The following is a 15,315-nucleotide window of genomic DNA, read 5'->3' as shown; positions in this document are numbered from 1 at the left end:
AATACCTTCACTATCCAGATTGTCCAGCGACTTTTCGCTTGTATTGGGAATATCTCGGGTAATCTTTTCAGGGCCAAGTTTAGTTTCCCTGACTTCGGTGATAAACTCCTTAATGTGAATGGAGGTAAACATATCCTCCTTCACCACCCGTTCAGAAATAAGGATGGAGTCTTCATAGTTATACCCATTCCAGGGCATAAAACCTACCAGGATGTTTCGGCCAAGGGCGAGCTCTCCATTCTTGGTAGCAGGACCATCGGCAATCACCTGTCCTTTTACAATCTTTTCGCCCAATTTTACAATGGGACGCTGGTTGTAGCAGGTATCCTGGTTGGTCCGCTGATATTTGACCAGAGTATAAACATCCCGTTCATCGGCATTTTTAACATCATCGGGACGAATGACGATCTCAGTTGAAGTAACCCGTACTACCGTACCAGGCCGCTTTGCTTTGACGAGAACTCCTGAATCGTAGGCACATTTCCCTTCCATACCGGTTCCGACCCGTGGAGGTTCGGGGAAAATGAGGGGAACAGCCTGACGCTGCATGTTTGAACCCATAAGTGCCCGGTTCGCGTCGTCGTGTTCAAGGAAGGGGATAAGGGATGCTGAAACTGATATAACCTGCTTGGGAGAAACGTCCATATACTGGATGTCTTCCGGAGCCCGGGTTGTATAATCTCCCTGGCGGCGGCAGGAGACCTGGCTGTCCGCAAAGGTTCCATCATGATTTAATTTAGCTGAAGCCTGTGCGATATAGTACCGGTCTTCGTCCATGGCCGAGAGGTATTCAATTTCAGCGGTAGCCTTACCGTTAACAACTTTTCGATATGGGGTTTCCAGGAACCCATAATCGTTGACACGAGTATAGTTAGCCAATGAGACGATAAGACCAATGTTCGGACCTTCCGGAGTTTCAATAGGGCACATTCGTCCATAGTGAGTATAGTGGACGTCACGAACCTCGAAACCGGCCCGATCTCGGGAAAGACCGCCGGGACCCAAGGCATTAAGACGCCGCTTATGGGTCAGCTCTGCGAGGGGATTTACCTGATCCATGAACTGTGAGAGCTGGCTTGAACCAAAGAACTCTTTAATCGCCGCAACAACTGGTTTTATGGAAATAAGGTCCTGCGGCTTTATCGTTTCTGTTTCTTTAAGGCTCATCCTTTCTTTTGCAATCCGTTCCATGCGGCTGAAAGCGGTCTTCATCGTATTGGCAAGAAGTTCGCCCACGGACCTGACACGGCGGTTGCCGAGATGGTCGATATCATCAATATTTTCATCCCCCACATATACTTTAATGAGGAATTTCATAGTTGCGATGATATCCTGTTTGGTCAGGGTGAAATCTTCCAGGGGTGGATTGAAGTTGAATTTCTTATTCAGTTTATAGCGGCCAACCTTGCCAAGATCATAACGGCGGCTTGTAAAGAACATACCCATGAGGTCCTTTTCTGCCGCTTCAACCGTTATGGGTTCACCGGGCATGAGTACCGAATAAACCGCAGACAGTGCGTCCTCGCGAGAAGGCTCATCCCGTGTGGGATCTTCCTTTACAAACTTTATCTCCTCCCGCTCAAAACAATTGAGAATCATGGGGGAGTTGAGCGAATCTTCTGCTTCGAAATCGATGATTTCTACCGACTGAACACCATTAACAAGGAGTTCATCCACATCGTGGGGATGAATTTTCTCGCCCGCCCGATACAGTTTCTTCTCTACAAGCCCCTCTTCGGTGGTTGCATTGATCCATACGGCCTTTGCGAATACTTTGCCGACAAGGGCATTTTTAGATTCCCGGTCATCCTGGATGGTCACTGTCTGGGTCTTATAAAAAGCCTTTATAATTTCTTCCCGGCCTTCATACCCCAAAGCCCTGAGGAAAATGGTTCCAAGAATGCGCTTCTTGCGGTCTATTTTTGCGTAAATAAGTTCCCGTTTTTGGTCAATTTCGAATTCAAGCCAGGAGCCCCGGTAAGGAATAATCCGTGAAGAATACACACCCTTTTCATGGCTAAAAATAACACCGGGCGAACGGTGAATCTGGGAAACTACAACTCGTTCTGCACCATTAATAATAAAGGTGCCCCGATCTGTCATAATCGGGATATCTCCCATGTAGATATCCTTTTGTCGGATTTCTCCGGTTTCCTGGAAAATGAGATTTATGCGAGCCTTAAGCGGAACCGCATAGGTTAAACCTTTCTGCTTGCATTCCTGCTCAGAAAACTTTATCCCCTCTTCATCGAGAGTGTAATATTCATATTCAAGTACCATATCACCGGTAGGGCTTTCTATAGGAAAGGTAGTCCTAAAAGCTTCTTCCAGTCCCTGCATTTCGGGAGCTTCCCCCCTTCTGAGCCGTTCTCTTTGCAAGAAACGCTCGTAAGAAGAAAGCTGTATATCTATAAGATCAGGAAGTTCCATAACATCCTGGAAATCTTTCCCTATATAGGTCCTTTTAATGACCGAATTTCCTGTAACCATTCGTTACCCCCTATCGGAACCGCCCTCAATTGCGGGCACTATCGCCGTCCAGCCCAATAAACCGGATTGTGCCTGTTTTTACCTAGAATAGACTATACGTCCTTAGACTACAAAAAGCCTCCGGCAAAATTGCCGGAAGCTCTTAATCCGGAACTCGTATTGAGTTCCGGAAAAGCGAGAGAAAAAGTATGTGTTGTACCGACGAGATTACTGGATTTCAACAGTACCGCCAGCGGCAGTAATTTGTTCCTTAATCTTTGCAGCTTCTTCCTTGGATACATTTTCCTTAAGTGGCTTGGGAGCACCTTCGACCAGGTCCTTTGCTTCCTTAAGACCAAGACCGGTAACAGCCCGAACTTCCTTGATAACACCAATCTTCTTGGATTCATCAAAGGCCTTCAGGATTACGTTGAATTCGGTCTTTTCCTCAGCGGGAGCGGCTGCAGCACCAGGAGCGGCACCCACAGCGGCTACAGCAACAGGAGCTGCCGCGGAAACACCAAATTTTTCTTCCATAGCTTTTACAAGCTCGGAAACTTCGAGTACGGTCATCGAAGCAATGGCTTCGATAATCTGATCTTTTGTCAACGCTGCCATATTATCTTCTCCTCTATTTCAGCGATTGATTTTTTCCCTTTAAGGGACTGCCACTTACGCGGCTGCCGCAGAGCGGCTAGACAACCCGCAAACTTTTAACAAAAGCAACGGATTGCTGTATTTTTTAGACCGACAGGAACGGCAGCTTTCCGAAGCCTGAAGGTCTTAGTTCCATAAAATTATGCAGCACCTTCCTGCTTTTTATCGCCCACAGCTTTAATTGTCCGTACAAGCCGGGCATTGATATCATTAAGCGCAGACACCATATTCCGAGCAGGAGCGTTCATAACAGACATAAGCATTGCAATAAGCTCGAGCCGCCCAGGCAGCTTTGAAAAAGCTTCAATCTGCGCAGCATCATATACCGTATTGCCAACGAGACCGCCTTTTACCTTAAGAGCAGGAACTTCCTTTGCAAACTCAATAAGGATTTTTGCAACCTCATTGGAATCCTTCGGGGTAATTGCAATTGCAGTCGGACCAGTGAGATAGCTTTCTACATTAGGAGCAGAAAGCTGCTCAAAGGCAATCCGGGCAAAATTATTCTTTACAACCTTAAAAGTTGCATCCTTTGCGCGAAGCTGTTTCCGCAGATTAGAAATCTGCTCAACCGTCAGCCCGCGGTAATCGGTAAAAATAAAATCGGGAGCGGCACCAAAGCTCTGCTTCAGTTCATCAATAGCAGAAACCTTAGCATCCTGCACTTTCTTTGCAACAATAGCCATGGTTTACTCCTTATCCTTTAATGCTACCCATACACCAGAACCCATGGTAGAGCTGATGGACACGGACTGAATAAAATCACCCTTAGCATCTGCGGGCCGCTTGCGCTTAATCTCCGCAAGGACTGCTTCCACGTTCTCTGCAATCTTAGCAGGCTCCATGGAAACCTTGCCTACCGGCAGATGGATAACACCGGTTTTATCTGCCCGGAATTCCACACGGCCTTTTTTAAGCTCCGCAATAGCGCCTTTGAGATCAAAGGTAACTGTTCCGGTCTTAGGATTTGGCATAAGCCCTTTCCGGCCGAGCACCATACCCAGCTTACCAACATCTTTCATCATGTCAGGAGTAGCAACGGCGATATCAAAATCGAGCCAACCACCCTTAACCTTTTCGATAAGATCGTCGGATCCAACATAGGTTGCACCAGCTTCAAGAGCTTCTTTTTCTTTTTCACTCTTACAGAACACGAGAACTTTCTTCTCGCCACGGAACTGGTGAGGAAGCACTACCGTATCCCGGACAGACTGACTCTTTTTAAGGTTTAATTTCACCGACAAATCTACGGTTTCATCAAACTTTGCAAAGGCCAGCTTTTTAACCAGATCAGCAGCAGAAACCAAATCATAGGTGGTTGCAGCATCATATTTTTTAAGGCTTTCGAGGTATTTTTTCCCATGCTTCATATTACCACTCCACCTCGACACCCATTGAACGGGCAGTTCCGGCTATAATCTTCTTGGCAGCCTCAAGATCGTTGGCTGTCAGATCGGGCAACTTCATTTTAGCAATCTCCTCAAGTTTAGCCTTGGGAAGCTTGCCAACCTTCGTCTTATGGGGTTCAGAAGACCCCTTGTCAATGCCTGCCCCCTTCTTAATCAGCACCGATGCGGGCGGAGTTTTAAGAATGAAGGTGAAGGATTTGTCGCTATATACGGTTATAACGACAGGAATAATGAGACCTGCTTCCATACCCTTGGTTCGGTCATTAAATTGCTGAACGAACTGAGGGGCACTGACACCGTGTGGACCTAATGCCGGTCCTACCGGTGGAGCAGGAGTCGCTTTGCCTGCGGGGCACTGCAACTTGATGATAGCGGTGACCTTTTTCTTTGCCATTCGCAATCTCCTTCTGTGGTGTACCCGAAAAGAACCAAGCTTTTCGGGGTAGCGTTTTCGCCAGATGCGAAAACTCCCATCTATTGGAGCTTATAGCCCAAAGCTATTTTCTACCCTTTCAGGCAAAAAAAAGCCCTATAGATTCAAAGATTCAAAACAGAACTAAATCTTTTCGACTTGCAATAGATCTACTTCTACCGGGGTAGATCTTCCAAAAATACCAACCATTACCTTGAGCTTGTTGCGCTCGGTATTTACTTCTTCTATAGTCCCAGTAAACGACTCAAAGGGCCCATCAATAATCTTAACCTGCTCGCCGGGAGCAAAAGACTGCCGAGAGCGGACGGGCCGTTCTCCTTTAATCTCCCCAGTTTTTTGCAGAATAGCACGAGCTTCATCGCCAGATAAGGGCTGAGGCCTGCGATTAGCAGGGGTACCTACAAAGCCAGTTACTCCAGGGATTTTTTTTATTTTAGAACAGGGAACCTTCCAGCCAATTTCAGGCAAATCCATTTCTACCAGAATATAGCCTGGCAGAAACTTTTTGGTCATAGTACGTTTCTTACCGTCTTTTACCTCAACCACATCTTCAGAAGGAACCTTTACATCCCGCACCACATCTTTATCCAGATCCCCTGAATCGATCATCATGCGGATAGTTTTCTCTATTTTATTTTCATACCCCGAATAGGTATGAAGAACGTACCATCCAGTAGCCATGCTTATCCTTTAAAAAATAGCCTGAACACCGAGCAACAGCAGGGCATCCACAAGACCCAAGAGAAGCGCAAATATCAAAGTGGAAACTATAACCACCTTAACAGAACTTACAACATCCTCTTTGGAAGGCCACACAACCTTTTTCAGCTCCGCAATCGACTCTTTTACAAATGCGACCAGCTTTTTCATTATCAACCCCTCAAAACATACAAATGTTTGCAGTCTGTTACTATGTCAGAAAATAGACAATTATGCAAGTATGCGTCGTTGAATATAAAAAAATAGTGCGCAGCTTAAGCAGCACACTATACCCATAGAAAAACCCTAAAATATTAATATATACACAGGCCAGGTAGGACTCGAACCCACAACATCCGGTTTTGGAGACCGGCGCTCTACCATTAGAGCTACTGGCCTAAAGAATTACTTTATCTTTGTTTCTTTATGGATCGTATGCTTCCGATCAAATTTGCAATATTTGCTCAACTCAAGCTTTTCCTGCATGGTGCGGCGATTTTTCTTGGTTGTATAATTCTTGCGCTTGCATTCGCTGCACTGCAACGCTATAAGTTCAACCGCTGTCTTTTTGCTAGCCATATCAATCCCCTTCTATAAAGAAAGAACACGACCCATTCTGCAATCTTCGGAATGATCGTCAGTTCCCATTATAATTTATAGATACACTGATTTTCCAACCAGTCAATAAATAAAAACGTTAGGGCGGATTGCGCTACGCGCTACCCGCCTTGCAAACATGGTGTTGTCTCACAACACAAAGAGCCCTCGAGCGGATGACGCGAAGCGGCAACCGCCTTGCAAACAAGGTGCTTTTATAAAACACAAAGAGCCCTCGAGCGGAATCGAACCGCTGACCACATCCTTACCATGGATGTGCTCTACCGACTGAGCTACAAGGGCAGAAGCATTACAGAACCGTAATGCCCGCTGAAAATAGCAAGAAACAAGCCAATTGTCAATACCTTTATTCATCAATTTAATATTTCTTGCAGTTTTTCCAAAAGCAGGTTAGGCTGAGAAAAAACGGAGGCACACATGGACCATAAGAAGGGATTTCGGACTTATTTTGGCTTAACATTCCTTATTGGATTTGGCTTTTTTACCATGGGATTAATGGATCCCCTCTATGACACATATATCCCCATTTTTCTGAAACGGTATATCAGCTCCAATACGCTCATCGGGTCGGTGATGACTTTGGACAATATACTCCAGCTCTTTTTGATTCCCCTTGTTTCTATTTGGTCAGACAGGACCCGCACAAAACTGGGGCGGCGCATTCCTTTTATCATCGTTATGCTGCCCCTGTCTGCAATTTTATTTTCGGTTATTCCATCCATGGCAGCCATATCGCTTGCTAGTCTGATTATCATTATTTTCCTATTTAATATATTCAAAACCAGCGTTCGGGGCCCCGTGGTAGCTTTGATGCCGGATACCATTCCTGGTGAATACCGCTCTGAAGCCAACGGTGTTATTAACACCATGGGAGGCTTTGGACTCATCATCGGTACTCTTGTACTTGCCCGATTTATGAAAATCAATGAATCTCTGCCGTTCGTGACCGCAGGAGTCTTTGTTCTCGTGGCCACGCTTATACTATTTGTTTTTGTGAAGGAAAGAAAACCAGAGGATACTGAAGAAGAGAAGCAGCCTTCTATTATAGCCTCTCTTAAAATGATTTTTCAGTCCGGAGATTCCAGTGTAATTAGGATTCTATTTTCTCTCTTTTTCTGGTTCATGGCCTATGAAGGCGCAAAACCCTTCCTTGGCCTGTACCTTGTAGATGTAATGAAAGTAAGTCCGGGAAATGCGGCTTTAGCACAGGGCATCGCAGGGATTGCAAGCGTCTTGCTTGCCATTCCGTCGGGTTATTTGGCTCATAAAATGGGAAGAAAAAGCTTTATCCGCATGAGTCTTGTCTTACTTGCCCTGATTTTGCTTCTTGTGCCGACAACCGGCTTTATAGCCAGAACCTTAGGGCTCCCTGCGGGAAGCTCCTTAGTGCTCTTCCTTATTTTAATGTTTTTTTATGGCTCCGTCTGGATTGGCGTTGTGGTAAACAGTTTCCCTATGCTGTGGCAAATGGCTACCTATGGAAATATGGGGATTTACACAGGGCTCTATTACACCTTTAGCCAGGGAGCGGCCATCAGTGCTCCGCCCATTACCGGTGCCATTATTGACCTGGCAGGTTATCCAGGTATTTTCATATTTGGAAGTATCTGCATGATGGCCGCATGGCTGATTATGAGAGGAGTCAAAAAGGGCGAAGCCCACCATGTTGATGAAACACAGGGGTGAACATACGTTCTACCCAAAATCGTAATATTCATCTATAATGTACGACCCCATTTAACTGGGAGTTTTTCTGTAAGGAGTGGCTATGTCAATTCACATTGCAGCCAAGGCTGGCGAAATTGCCGAAGCAGTATTGTTGCCCGGAGACCCTCTGCGGGCAAAATTTATCGCAGAAACCTTTTTGGAAAATCCGGTCCGCTATAGCGAAGTACGGAACATGTTTGGCTATACGGGAACGTATAAGGGCAAACGAGTATCCGTCCAGGGGACCGGTATGGGGATTCCATCAATTTCCATCTATGTGAACGAACTATTTAAGGATTATGGTGTCAAACGGGCAATTCGGGTCGGTACTGCCGGATCTCTCCAACCGTCGGTTAAAATCAGAGATCTGGTTATTGCAATGTCAGCCAGCACCGATTCAGGAGCTAACGCAATCCGTTTTGGAAACCGTGATTTTGCACCCACCGCGAGTTTTTCACTGCTTAAAGCAGCCTATGATGCAGCAGTGGCCCGCAACTGGGACCCGAAGGTAGGGAATGTAGTTTCTTCAGATATGTTCTATACCGAAGATCCAGAAGAATGGAAACTTTGGGCCAAATTTGGGGTCCTGGCGGTAGAAATGGAAAGCGCCGAGCTGTATACATTGGCAGCAAAATATGGTCGGGAAGCGCTGGCAATTTTAACTATCTCCGACAGCCTGGTAACCCATGAAGCCACCACATCAGAAGAGAGGCAGACCACCTTTACCCGCATGATGGAAGTTGCCCTGGAAGCGGCTATCAGTTAAGGTGCTTTGAAATCCGCGATTTGCCGCGGCGGTTGCGTGTGATTGAGTGGCAACGGTCACAAGTCGAACGCAACCGCATATTATGACAACGCCAATTTAAAAAAGATGACTTTATAAAATGAGCTTAAAGATTATTTTTTCGGTCTTGCCTGCAACAATTCTGTGTAGCCGCCGCCGTTGTGAATACGAGTATACCCCAAGGATTTGAGAATGTTATAAGCCTGACCAGATCTGTTTCCAGAGCGGCAATAAAGCACAATAGAAGCGGTTTTATTCGGTACAATGGCAGTAATTCTTTTTTCGATAGTGTCGAGAGGAATATTGATAGCCATGTCTAAATGGCCTGAGTTAAATTCTTCTGGAGTTCTGACATCTATAACAAGAGCCTTTGCATTGTAAATCCAATCCCAGGCAATTTCTGCCCGGCTGCGCTGTTGTCCAAAAAGACTTGAAAGAGAAAAAGTTAACATCATCATAAAAAATAAACCAAATAGGAATTGAGACTTTTTCATCCGCATATATACTCCTTAATATATTACTAATATACTATCTTTTTATATCCCATACAATGCGGATTAAAGAGGATTTTCGGTCCTCTTGACAAAATGGACTATTTTTTTTATTGTTGTTCAACGTTAAGCCCAGATGGTGAAATTGGCAGACACGCTAGTTTCAGGTACTAGTGCCGCGAGGCTTGGGGGTTCAAGTCCCCCTCTGGGCATAAAAAGTTAAAGGGCTGTCTGAAGCTTATTTCAGAGAGCTCTTTTGTTTTATAAGTGCCGAACAGCCTGTCTCATGCAAACTACCGCTGGGATAGTAACCCGCAGTAGCACAGATACCCTTCTAGATATCCTCCCGCAATGATTTCGGAGGCCCCAAAAGTTCCGCATAGACAACAGCCTGCTGAAGCCGGGAAAGACGAGAAAGGCGGTTTAAGGGATCAAAGGGAGCTTCTTTTTTTGATGTTTTTTCTCGCACAGGCTTTGCAGTGTCGTATGCTTCAGCAGCCGCAGTTTCTATCATGGAGGCATTTTCCATGATAGTTGTCTCTATTGGGGTGCTGACAGCAATCGGCTTCGTCGAAGCACTTTTTTCCCAATTGGCTATGGGAGGATGAGCGCTTTCTTCAAAGACGAAAGCGCTCTTATACCCCTGAGGCGCTACAGCTGTCTTGGCGGTAGCTTTTACAGCCTTTGTTTTTAATACATCCACAATCCTGCTTCGCTCTTGGATCTGCTGCTGATTTCTTTTTGAGGCAGCGATTCGCAGGGCGATTATGAGTGCGATAGGTATGAAGGTTAATAGGGTCTCTATAAGACTTTCCATATTCTATTTACCCTGGGGGGCATTTCCTATCGAAGACCGCATATCCGTATCGGCCTGGAGGTTTTTAAGACGGTAATAATCCATAATACCAAGCTGCCCTTTCTTAAAGGCCTCCGCAATCGCAAGCGGTATTTCCGATTCAGCGAGGACAACCTTTGCCCGATTTTCCTGGACCAGCGCAAGCATCTCCTGTTCCCGGGCTTGTGCTGCGGCTCTCCGTTTTTCTGCCTCAGCCTGAAATCTTCTTTTGTCTGCCTCAGCCTGGTCAGCCTGCAATTTGGCTCCCACGTTCGCACCGACATCAATATCGGCTATATCAATAGACAGTATTTCGAAGGCAGTGCCCGCATCAAGACCCTTTTCAAGTACCCGTTTGGAGATAAGGTCCGGGTTCTCCAGCACCGATTTGTAGGTTTCTGAGGAACCAATGGTGGTAACAATCCCTTCGCCAACCCGGGCGATAATAGTCTCTTCGGTAGCTCCACCAACGAGCCGCTCGATGTTGGCCCGTACGGTAACCCGAGCCTTTACCTGCAGCTGTATACCGTCCTTTGCAACCGCATCGATAGTTTGCTTTCCCTTGGCTGGATCTGGACAATCGATAACCTTAGGATTTACGCTCGTTTTAACAGCCTCTAAAACATCCCGGCCTGCAAGATCAATTGCAGCAGCCCGTTGGAATGGAAGGGGAATGTTAGCCTTGTTTGCCGCAACAAGGGCTCGGCTCACCTTCATGACATCACCGCGGGCAAGGAAGTGGGTTTCCAACATGTCCGAATCGACTTCTATGCCAGCCTTGGTGAGCATAATACGGGCTTCTACAATGACCGCCGCATTAACATGACGAAGCCACATACCGATGAGTTTTCCCATGCCGACCGAAGCCCCGGAAAGCATAGCCCTGAACCAAAGTCCAAAAAACCGGAAGAACAAAAGTAGAAATCCCAGGGCGATGATCGCGACTATGGCTAAAAGTATTAAATAGGTCATTACACACTCCTTACTATTATTCTATTTCCGCGTACGCGGATTACTTCCACAACCTTATGGGGTTCAATAAATGCCCCATCGGCTTCCACAACATAGGGTTTTCCATCAAATTCGGCCTTTCCTGAGGGCCGAAGTGTGGTAATCGTTTTTCCCCGTTTTCCCAGCAGATCCCCATAATTTTCTTCTGCCTCGGACATTACCCTGGCAGCTTCCATAACCGAGGTTCCCGCATGTTCTGGATCGGGGCCGCCTGCGGTTCCTTCAATCTTGGTCTTGAGGGTAAGCCGATCAAAAAGCCGAATTCGGGGGCCCATGAGGGCAATTACGGCGATAGCAGCGATTGCAAGAACAATACCAACCGAAACAAATAAGACGTTTCTGCCAAACAGTTCCCACTGCCAGGGAAGGCTCGGTATCGTAAAATCCTGGCGGGAAAACACGAGGGACAGCCCGATAAGAACGATCCCGCTAATACCGGTGATACCAAAACCGGGCAAAATAAAGATTTCGATCGCCAGAAGGGCTACACCGACAAGGAAGAGAATCAGTTCAAGGGAACCTACTGTTCCAAGGAGTGCGTTAAGGCCAAATACGGTAACAAAGGAAATGATAGCCACTACACCGGGGATACCAAAACCGGGGGTGTTTATTTCCAAAAAGAGCATCACCAGCCCTAACAAGATGAGAAGGGTCTGCACCGCCCCGGAGGTTAAAAATGACACAACCTGATCGGCCGCCGTCGGTACGAGCTCTACAATCTCGCTTGATAGTCCGAGTTTTTCTACCAGTTCATCACTGGTATCTGCTATTGCAAGAGCAAGCCCATATTTCTGAGCTTCGCCAGCCGTCAGGGACAGGAGTTTTCCCTTGGCGCTGATCTGGCTGAGCCGGACCACCTTGTTGGCGTTGTTTTTCTCAAGTCCTTCCAGCTCAACACCGCTGACTAATTTGGTTTGGCCGTTTACCTGTACTTCCCAGACTTCCAGGTCCTGGTCTACCATGGCAAGGGCAAGCAGTACCGGATGCTTGTTTTTTTCTGCCAGGGCTGCCATTTGGGAACGAACGGCGCTGACGGTCTTTTCGCCCGTAGGGTTCATTTGACCATCGGCTCCTATGGTGACCGGCGCAGCGGCCCCGATTGAAGTGCCGCTGGACATAACAATATCCTGGCAGGAAAGAGCAATAAGAGCCCCCGCAGACCAACTAACACCCATGGACTCGGGGCCGCTGCGGACCCAGGCAACGGTTCGGATATTCTTTAAGGAACCGATAAAGCTTGAAATCTGCAGTGCCGTATCGACCCTGCCGCCAAAGGTGTCGATTTCGAAAATGATTGTCCCCGCCCCCTTGTTAAGGGCATTCTGACCGGCCCTGCGAATAAAAGCACTGATAGAGGGTTCAATATCGCCCTTAATAGGTATTATCCAGACAGAGCCAGTCTCTTGTTTCGTCTGGTCCTGGGCGGACATCAAACTTAGTATGGAAAATACTAAGCATAACACAAGTAATATACGTTTCATGGCTTTATTCTAATACAGTTTTTGATATAATGCTTGGCCATGGAATTAATTTTGCCCGGAATTTTATTTATAATTCTGTTTTTCCTCATTTTATTCGTGTTTCTTATTGTGCGCTCACCAAACAGGCAGGCTAACAATCAGCTTTTAGCCATAACTCAAGTTCAGGAACGACTTGAGCGCAGCCTGCAAGAAGAATTACGGGGCACCAGGGCAGAACTTACCCAGAATTTAGCAAGAATAATGGATATTCAAGCCAACCAGTTGGCAGCTTTGCGTACCGAAATAGCCCGGTTTGGACAGGGGAATGACCAAAAAATGGAACTCCTGCGCGAGACCGTGGACCGGAAACTGCGGGAACTTCAGATGGATAATGCAGCCCGGCTTGAACAAATCCGCAAAACGGTGGATGACAAACTGCACGAAACCCTGGAAAAACGTTTGGGAGAATCATTTAAGCTGGTTGGTGACAGGCTTGAACAAGTACAAGCAGGGCTTGGAGAAATGCGCAGTCTTGCCGCAGGGGTCGGGGACTTGAAACGGGTCTTAGTAAATGTGAAAAACCGGGGGACCTGGGGCGAAGTACAACTGATTTCAATCATTCAGGATCTCTTGGCACCTCATCAATATGAGCTGAACGCGGCAGTTCAACCGGGCAGCGCAGAACGGGTAGAAGTGGTCATCAGGCTCCCGGGAGCTTCGGGGGCTGCGGGGGCTGCAAAACCTGATGGGATAGGGAAAAAGGAACGACCCGTACTCCTCCCAATTGATGCGAAATTCCCGAAAGAAGATTATGAACGGCTTGTTTATGCCCGGGAAAACGGCGACACCTTAAGCGCCGAAGCAGCGGGAAAACTGCTGGAACAAAGGCTGAAACTTTCCGCAAAGGATATTTACGAAAAATACATTCATCCACCCTATACCACTGATTTTGCAATACTCTTTCTGCCTTCCGAGGGTTTGTTTGCGGAGATTCTTTCACGGCCCGGCCTGGCAGAAAGGATACAGCGTGAATTGAGAGTTGTTATCGCAGGCCCCACAACGCTGGCCGCCATGATAAACAGTTTGCAAATGGGATTCCGCACCCTGGCGGTTGAACAACGGACTACCGAAGTATGGCGTACCCTGAATCTTGTTAAAGCAGATTTTGAAAAGTTCGGAGAGCTCCTGGATAAAACACGGAAAAAATTGCAGGAAGCGGCGGATACGGTAGACCTGGCGGACAAGAAGTCACGGACCATCCAAGGCAAGCTGCAGAAGGCAGAACAGCTTCAGGAGCAGATTTCTGAGCAGGACAAAAGTATGGAAGAACTGCCAGGCATCATGCGCGAATAATTAAATTTCGAGCTGGGTGGTGCTTGCATCGACACCTTTTAAGAGGGAGCCAAGCTTGTCCTTGTCATACAGATCGATGAGCCGGGCTTCGACATATTTTTTAGCCTCGTCGGTAAAGGTTCCGGCGGTGATGCACAAGCCCTTGCCCGCCTTGACTTCCTTTAACTGGGCATGAAAGTCCCGCACGATAAGCTCACCGACGGAACCGGTGCTGCGGATAAAACGAAACATGACAACGTCTGCCCATTTTGGGGTATCCACATCGGTTAGAATATCGACCCATTCATTTTTATTTACCGCAATGTTGGTTATCTTAACCTTGGCACGGGGAAAAAAGTTCAGAACCACCTTACGGCAGAGGGTTACAAAATCTCCCGTAGAGGACATCAGATAAATCTGCAGATTTTTATTTGAATTAAGTTCCTGATATTTGCCGATAAGGGCTGGGACGTCCTTGTAATTAGGATTTTGGGACTGTATGTCGTTAAGGTAATTAAGCGCCCGGCCTATTTCCTGCTGCCTTAGGTAGGCCATAGCAAGTCGATATTTGAGTTCGAGCTGTATCTCGGTTTTTATGTTTTCATGTTTAAGACCGATTTCAAAGTCCATAATGGCCTTTGCAAATTGATGCTGGTTCAAATGGATGGTTCCCGCAAAAAGACAGGCGTTGGGGCCGAGAACCGGGTCAGGCCTTAAATGGGTGAATATTTTAATAGCCTGTTCGGCTTGCCCAAGTTCGTAATAGCACTCCCCCATGGCATAGATTGATTCCTTGTCATCGGGAACCAAGTCCACCGCTTTCCGAAGGAGCACAAGGCTTTCCCGGTACTTATGGAGCTTAAAATAACCATGTCCCAGATAGCGGAGTGTAAGCGCGTGTTCAGGATCCTGGGTTCGGGCTTGCTGTAAAAGCTGCACCGCCTTTTCATAATTTTTTTTCTGAAATTCAAGTACGCCCAGATTATAGTTTACCTCAAAGTTGTTTTGCTGAAGGCTGCGGGCAATAACAAGCCCTTTGTAAGCTTCTTCTGTCATATTGAGCTTGAGGGCCGCGAGGCCAAACCGCATGTTTATTTCGAACTCATTCAGTTCCGGGTTAGCCCCGCAAAGCTCTACCAAGGTTTCATAGGTTTTGTATGCCTTGTCCCACACTTCATCATGATAGTAAATTTCTCCGAGGGTCAGGAGGGCTTCAGGATCTTTTGGATTCTGGGCAAGGCGCCGGGTAGCATCCCGAATGAGGGCATCCCGACCTTTGGATCTTTTTTTTCGTTTCTTATCTCCCGGGCTTTCTTGCTTTCTTCCTGAAAGGGCAAGCAACACTAAAAGGACTGAAACGAGCAGTATGATTACCAAGAGAATGGAAACTATTCCTACCATAGTCTCATT

At 46.8% G+C, this 15,315-nt stretch carries 16 protein-coding genes and 3 tRNA genes; 4 read left to right on the top strand and 15 right to left on the bottom strand.

The window, feature by feature from the left end:
* From rpoB to Q7P68_RS08745, 10 genes are all read right to left on the bottom strand, one after another.
* The coding region (gene rpoB / locus Q7P68_RS08790; RefSeq protein WP_304224853.1) for a DNA-directed RNA polymerase subunit beta at positions 1-2,490 on the bottom strand (2,490 nt) is incomplete at its 3' end.
* Between the two features lie 207 nt (positions 2,491-2,697).
* Positions 2,698-3,087 (bottom strand): 50S ribosomal protein L7/L12, encoded by a 390-nt coding sequence (rplL, locus tag Q7P68_RS08785; protein ID WP_304224852.1) that lies wholly within the window; start codon positions 3,085-3,087, stop codon positions 2,698-2,700.
* Positions 3,088-3,266: 179 nt separating this feature from the next.
* The gene (gene rplJ, locus Q7P68_RS08780) at positions 3,267-3,812 is read right to left on the bottom strand and encodes a 50S ribosomal protein L10 (RefSeq protein WP_304224851.1); all 546 of its coding nucleotides are present in this window, start codon (positions 3,810-3,812) and stop codon (positions 3,267-3,269) included.
* A gap of 3 nt (positions 3,813-3,815) precedes the next feature.
* A complete protein-coding gene (rplA, locus tag Q7P68_RS08775; protein ID WP_304224849.1) occupies positions 3,816-4,496 on the bottom strand; it encodes a 50S ribosomal protein L1 in 681 nt (226 codons plus the stop codon).
* Position 4,497: 1 nt separating this feature from the next.
* Positions 4,498-4,929, bottom strand: a complete 432-nt coding sequence (gene rplK / locus Q7P68_RS08770; protein ID WP_304224847.1) for a 50S ribosomal protein L11 — start codon at positions 4,927-4,929, stop codon at positions 4,498-4,500.
* 162 nt (positions 4,930-5,091) lie between these two features.
* Positions 5,092-5,649 (bottom strand): transcription termination/antitermination protein NusG, encoded by a 558-nt coding sequence (gene nusG / locus Q7P68_RS08765; protein WP_304224845.1) that lies wholly within the window; start codon positions 5,647-5,649, stop codon positions 5,092-5,094.
* 9 nt (positions 5,650-5,658) lie between these two features.
* Positions 5,659-5,838 carry a preprotein translocase subunit SecE gene (gene secE / locus Q7P68_RS08760; protein ID WP_304224844.1) on the bottom strand — a complete coding sequence of 60 codons (180 nt, stop codon included), beginning with the start codon at positions 5,836-5,838 and terminating at the stop codon, positions 5,659-5,661.
* 155 nt (positions 5,839-5,993) lie between these two features.
* Positions 5,994-6,066, bottom strand: a tRNA-Trp gene (locus Q7P68_RS08755).
* Positions 6,067-6,072: 6 nt separating this feature from the next.
* Positions 6,073-6,246, bottom strand: coding sequence for a 50S ribosomal protein L33 (rpmG, locus tag Q7P68_RS08750; RefSeq protein WP_013967848.1), 174 nt, complete (start codon positions 6,244-6,246; stop codon positions 6,073-6,075).
* A gap of 248 nt (positions 6,247-6,494) precedes the next feature.
* Positions 6,495-6,567, bottom strand: a tRNA-Thr gene (locus Q7P68_RS08745).
* 135 nt (positions 6,568-6,702) lie between these two features.
* Here Q7P68_RS08745 and Q7P68_RS08740 point away from each other — a divergent pair.
* Both Q7P68_RS08740 and deoD read left to right on the top strand, forming a co-directional pair.
* Entirely contained in the window at positions 6,703-7,971 is a 1,269-nt protein-coding gene (locus Q7P68_RS08740) for an MFS transporter (RefSeq protein ID WP_304224843.1), read from the top strand.
* Positions 7,972-8,053: 82 nt separating this feature from the next.
* On the top strand, positions 8,054-8,758 hold the full coding sequence (deoD, locus tag Q7P68_RS08735; protein ID WP_304224841.1) for a purine-nucleoside phosphorylase: 705 nt from the start codon (positions 8,054-8,056) through the stop codon (positions 8,756-8,758).
* A 131-nt stretch (positions 8,759-8,889) separates the two neighbouring features.
* On the opposite strand, the gene Q7P68_RS08730 is transcribed toward deoD, so the two are convergent.
* Positions 8,890-9,276, bottom strand: a complete 387-nt coding sequence (locus Q7P68_RS08730; RefSeq protein WP_304224840.1) for a rhodanese-like domain-containing protein — start codon at positions 9,274-9,276, stop codon at positions 8,890-8,892.
* Between the two features lie 121 nt (positions 9,277-9,397).
* Between Q7P68_RS08730 and Q7P68_RS08725 the strand changes: the two genes are divergently transcribed.
* Positions 9,398-9,479: transfer RNA gene (locus Q7P68_RS08725), tRNA-Leu, on the top strand.
* A gap of 122 nt (positions 9,480-9,601) precedes the next feature.
* On the opposite strand, the gene Q7P68_RS08720 is transcribed toward Q7P68_RS08725, so the two are convergent.
* The 3 genes from Q7P68_RS08720 to Q7P68_RS08710 are packed head-to-tail and all read right to left on the bottom strand — an operon-like array spanning position 9,602 to position 12,594.
* Positions 9,602-10,084, bottom strand: a complete 483-nt coding sequence (locus tag Q7P68_RS08720) for a hypothetical protein (RefSeq protein WP_304224838.1) — start codon at positions 10,082-10,084, stop codon at positions 9,602-9,604.
* 3 nt (positions 10,085-10,087) lie between these two features.
* A complete protein-coding gene (gene floA / locus Q7P68_RS08715; protein ID WP_304224836.1) occupies positions 10,088-11,074 on the bottom strand; it encodes a flotillin-like protein FloA in 987 nt (328 codons plus the stop codon).
* Positions 11,074-12,594 carry an NfeD family protein gene (locus tag Q7P68_RS08710; protein ID WP_304224834.1) on the bottom strand — a complete coding sequence of 507 codons (1,521 nt, stop codon included), beginning with the start codon at positions 12,592-12,594 and terminating at the stop codon, positions 11,074-11,076. Before Q7P68_RS08710 ends, floA begins: the two co-directional genes overlap by 1 nt.
* 39 nt (positions 12,595-12,633) lie before the next feature.
* Between Q7P68_RS08710 and Q7P68_RS08705 the strand changes: the two genes are divergently transcribed.
* Positions 12,634-13,926, top strand: a complete 1,293-nt coding sequence (locus tag Q7P68_RS08705) for a DNA recombination protein RmuC (protein WP_304224833.1) — start codon at positions 12,634-12,636, stop codon at positions 13,924-13,926.
* Here Q7P68_RS08705 and Q7P68_RS08700 read toward each other — a convergent pair whose 3' ends face one another.
* Positions 13,927-15,306, bottom strand: a complete 1,380-nt coding sequence (locus Q7P68_RS08700; protein WP_304224832.1) for a tetratricopeptide repeat protein — start codon at positions 15,304-15,306, stop codon at positions 13,927-13,929. It abuts the gene before it with no gap.
* Positions 15,307-15,315: the final 9 nt, after the last annotated feature.

Source organism: Gracilinema caldarium (genome assembly GCF_029265695.1).
GTDB lineage: Bacteria > Spirochaetota > Spirochaetia > Treponematales > Breznakiellaceae > Gracilinema > Gracilinema caldarium_A.
The sequence above is the reverse complement of the archived record's forward strand: the minus strand, read 5'-3'. Positions and strand labels throughout refer to the sequence as shown.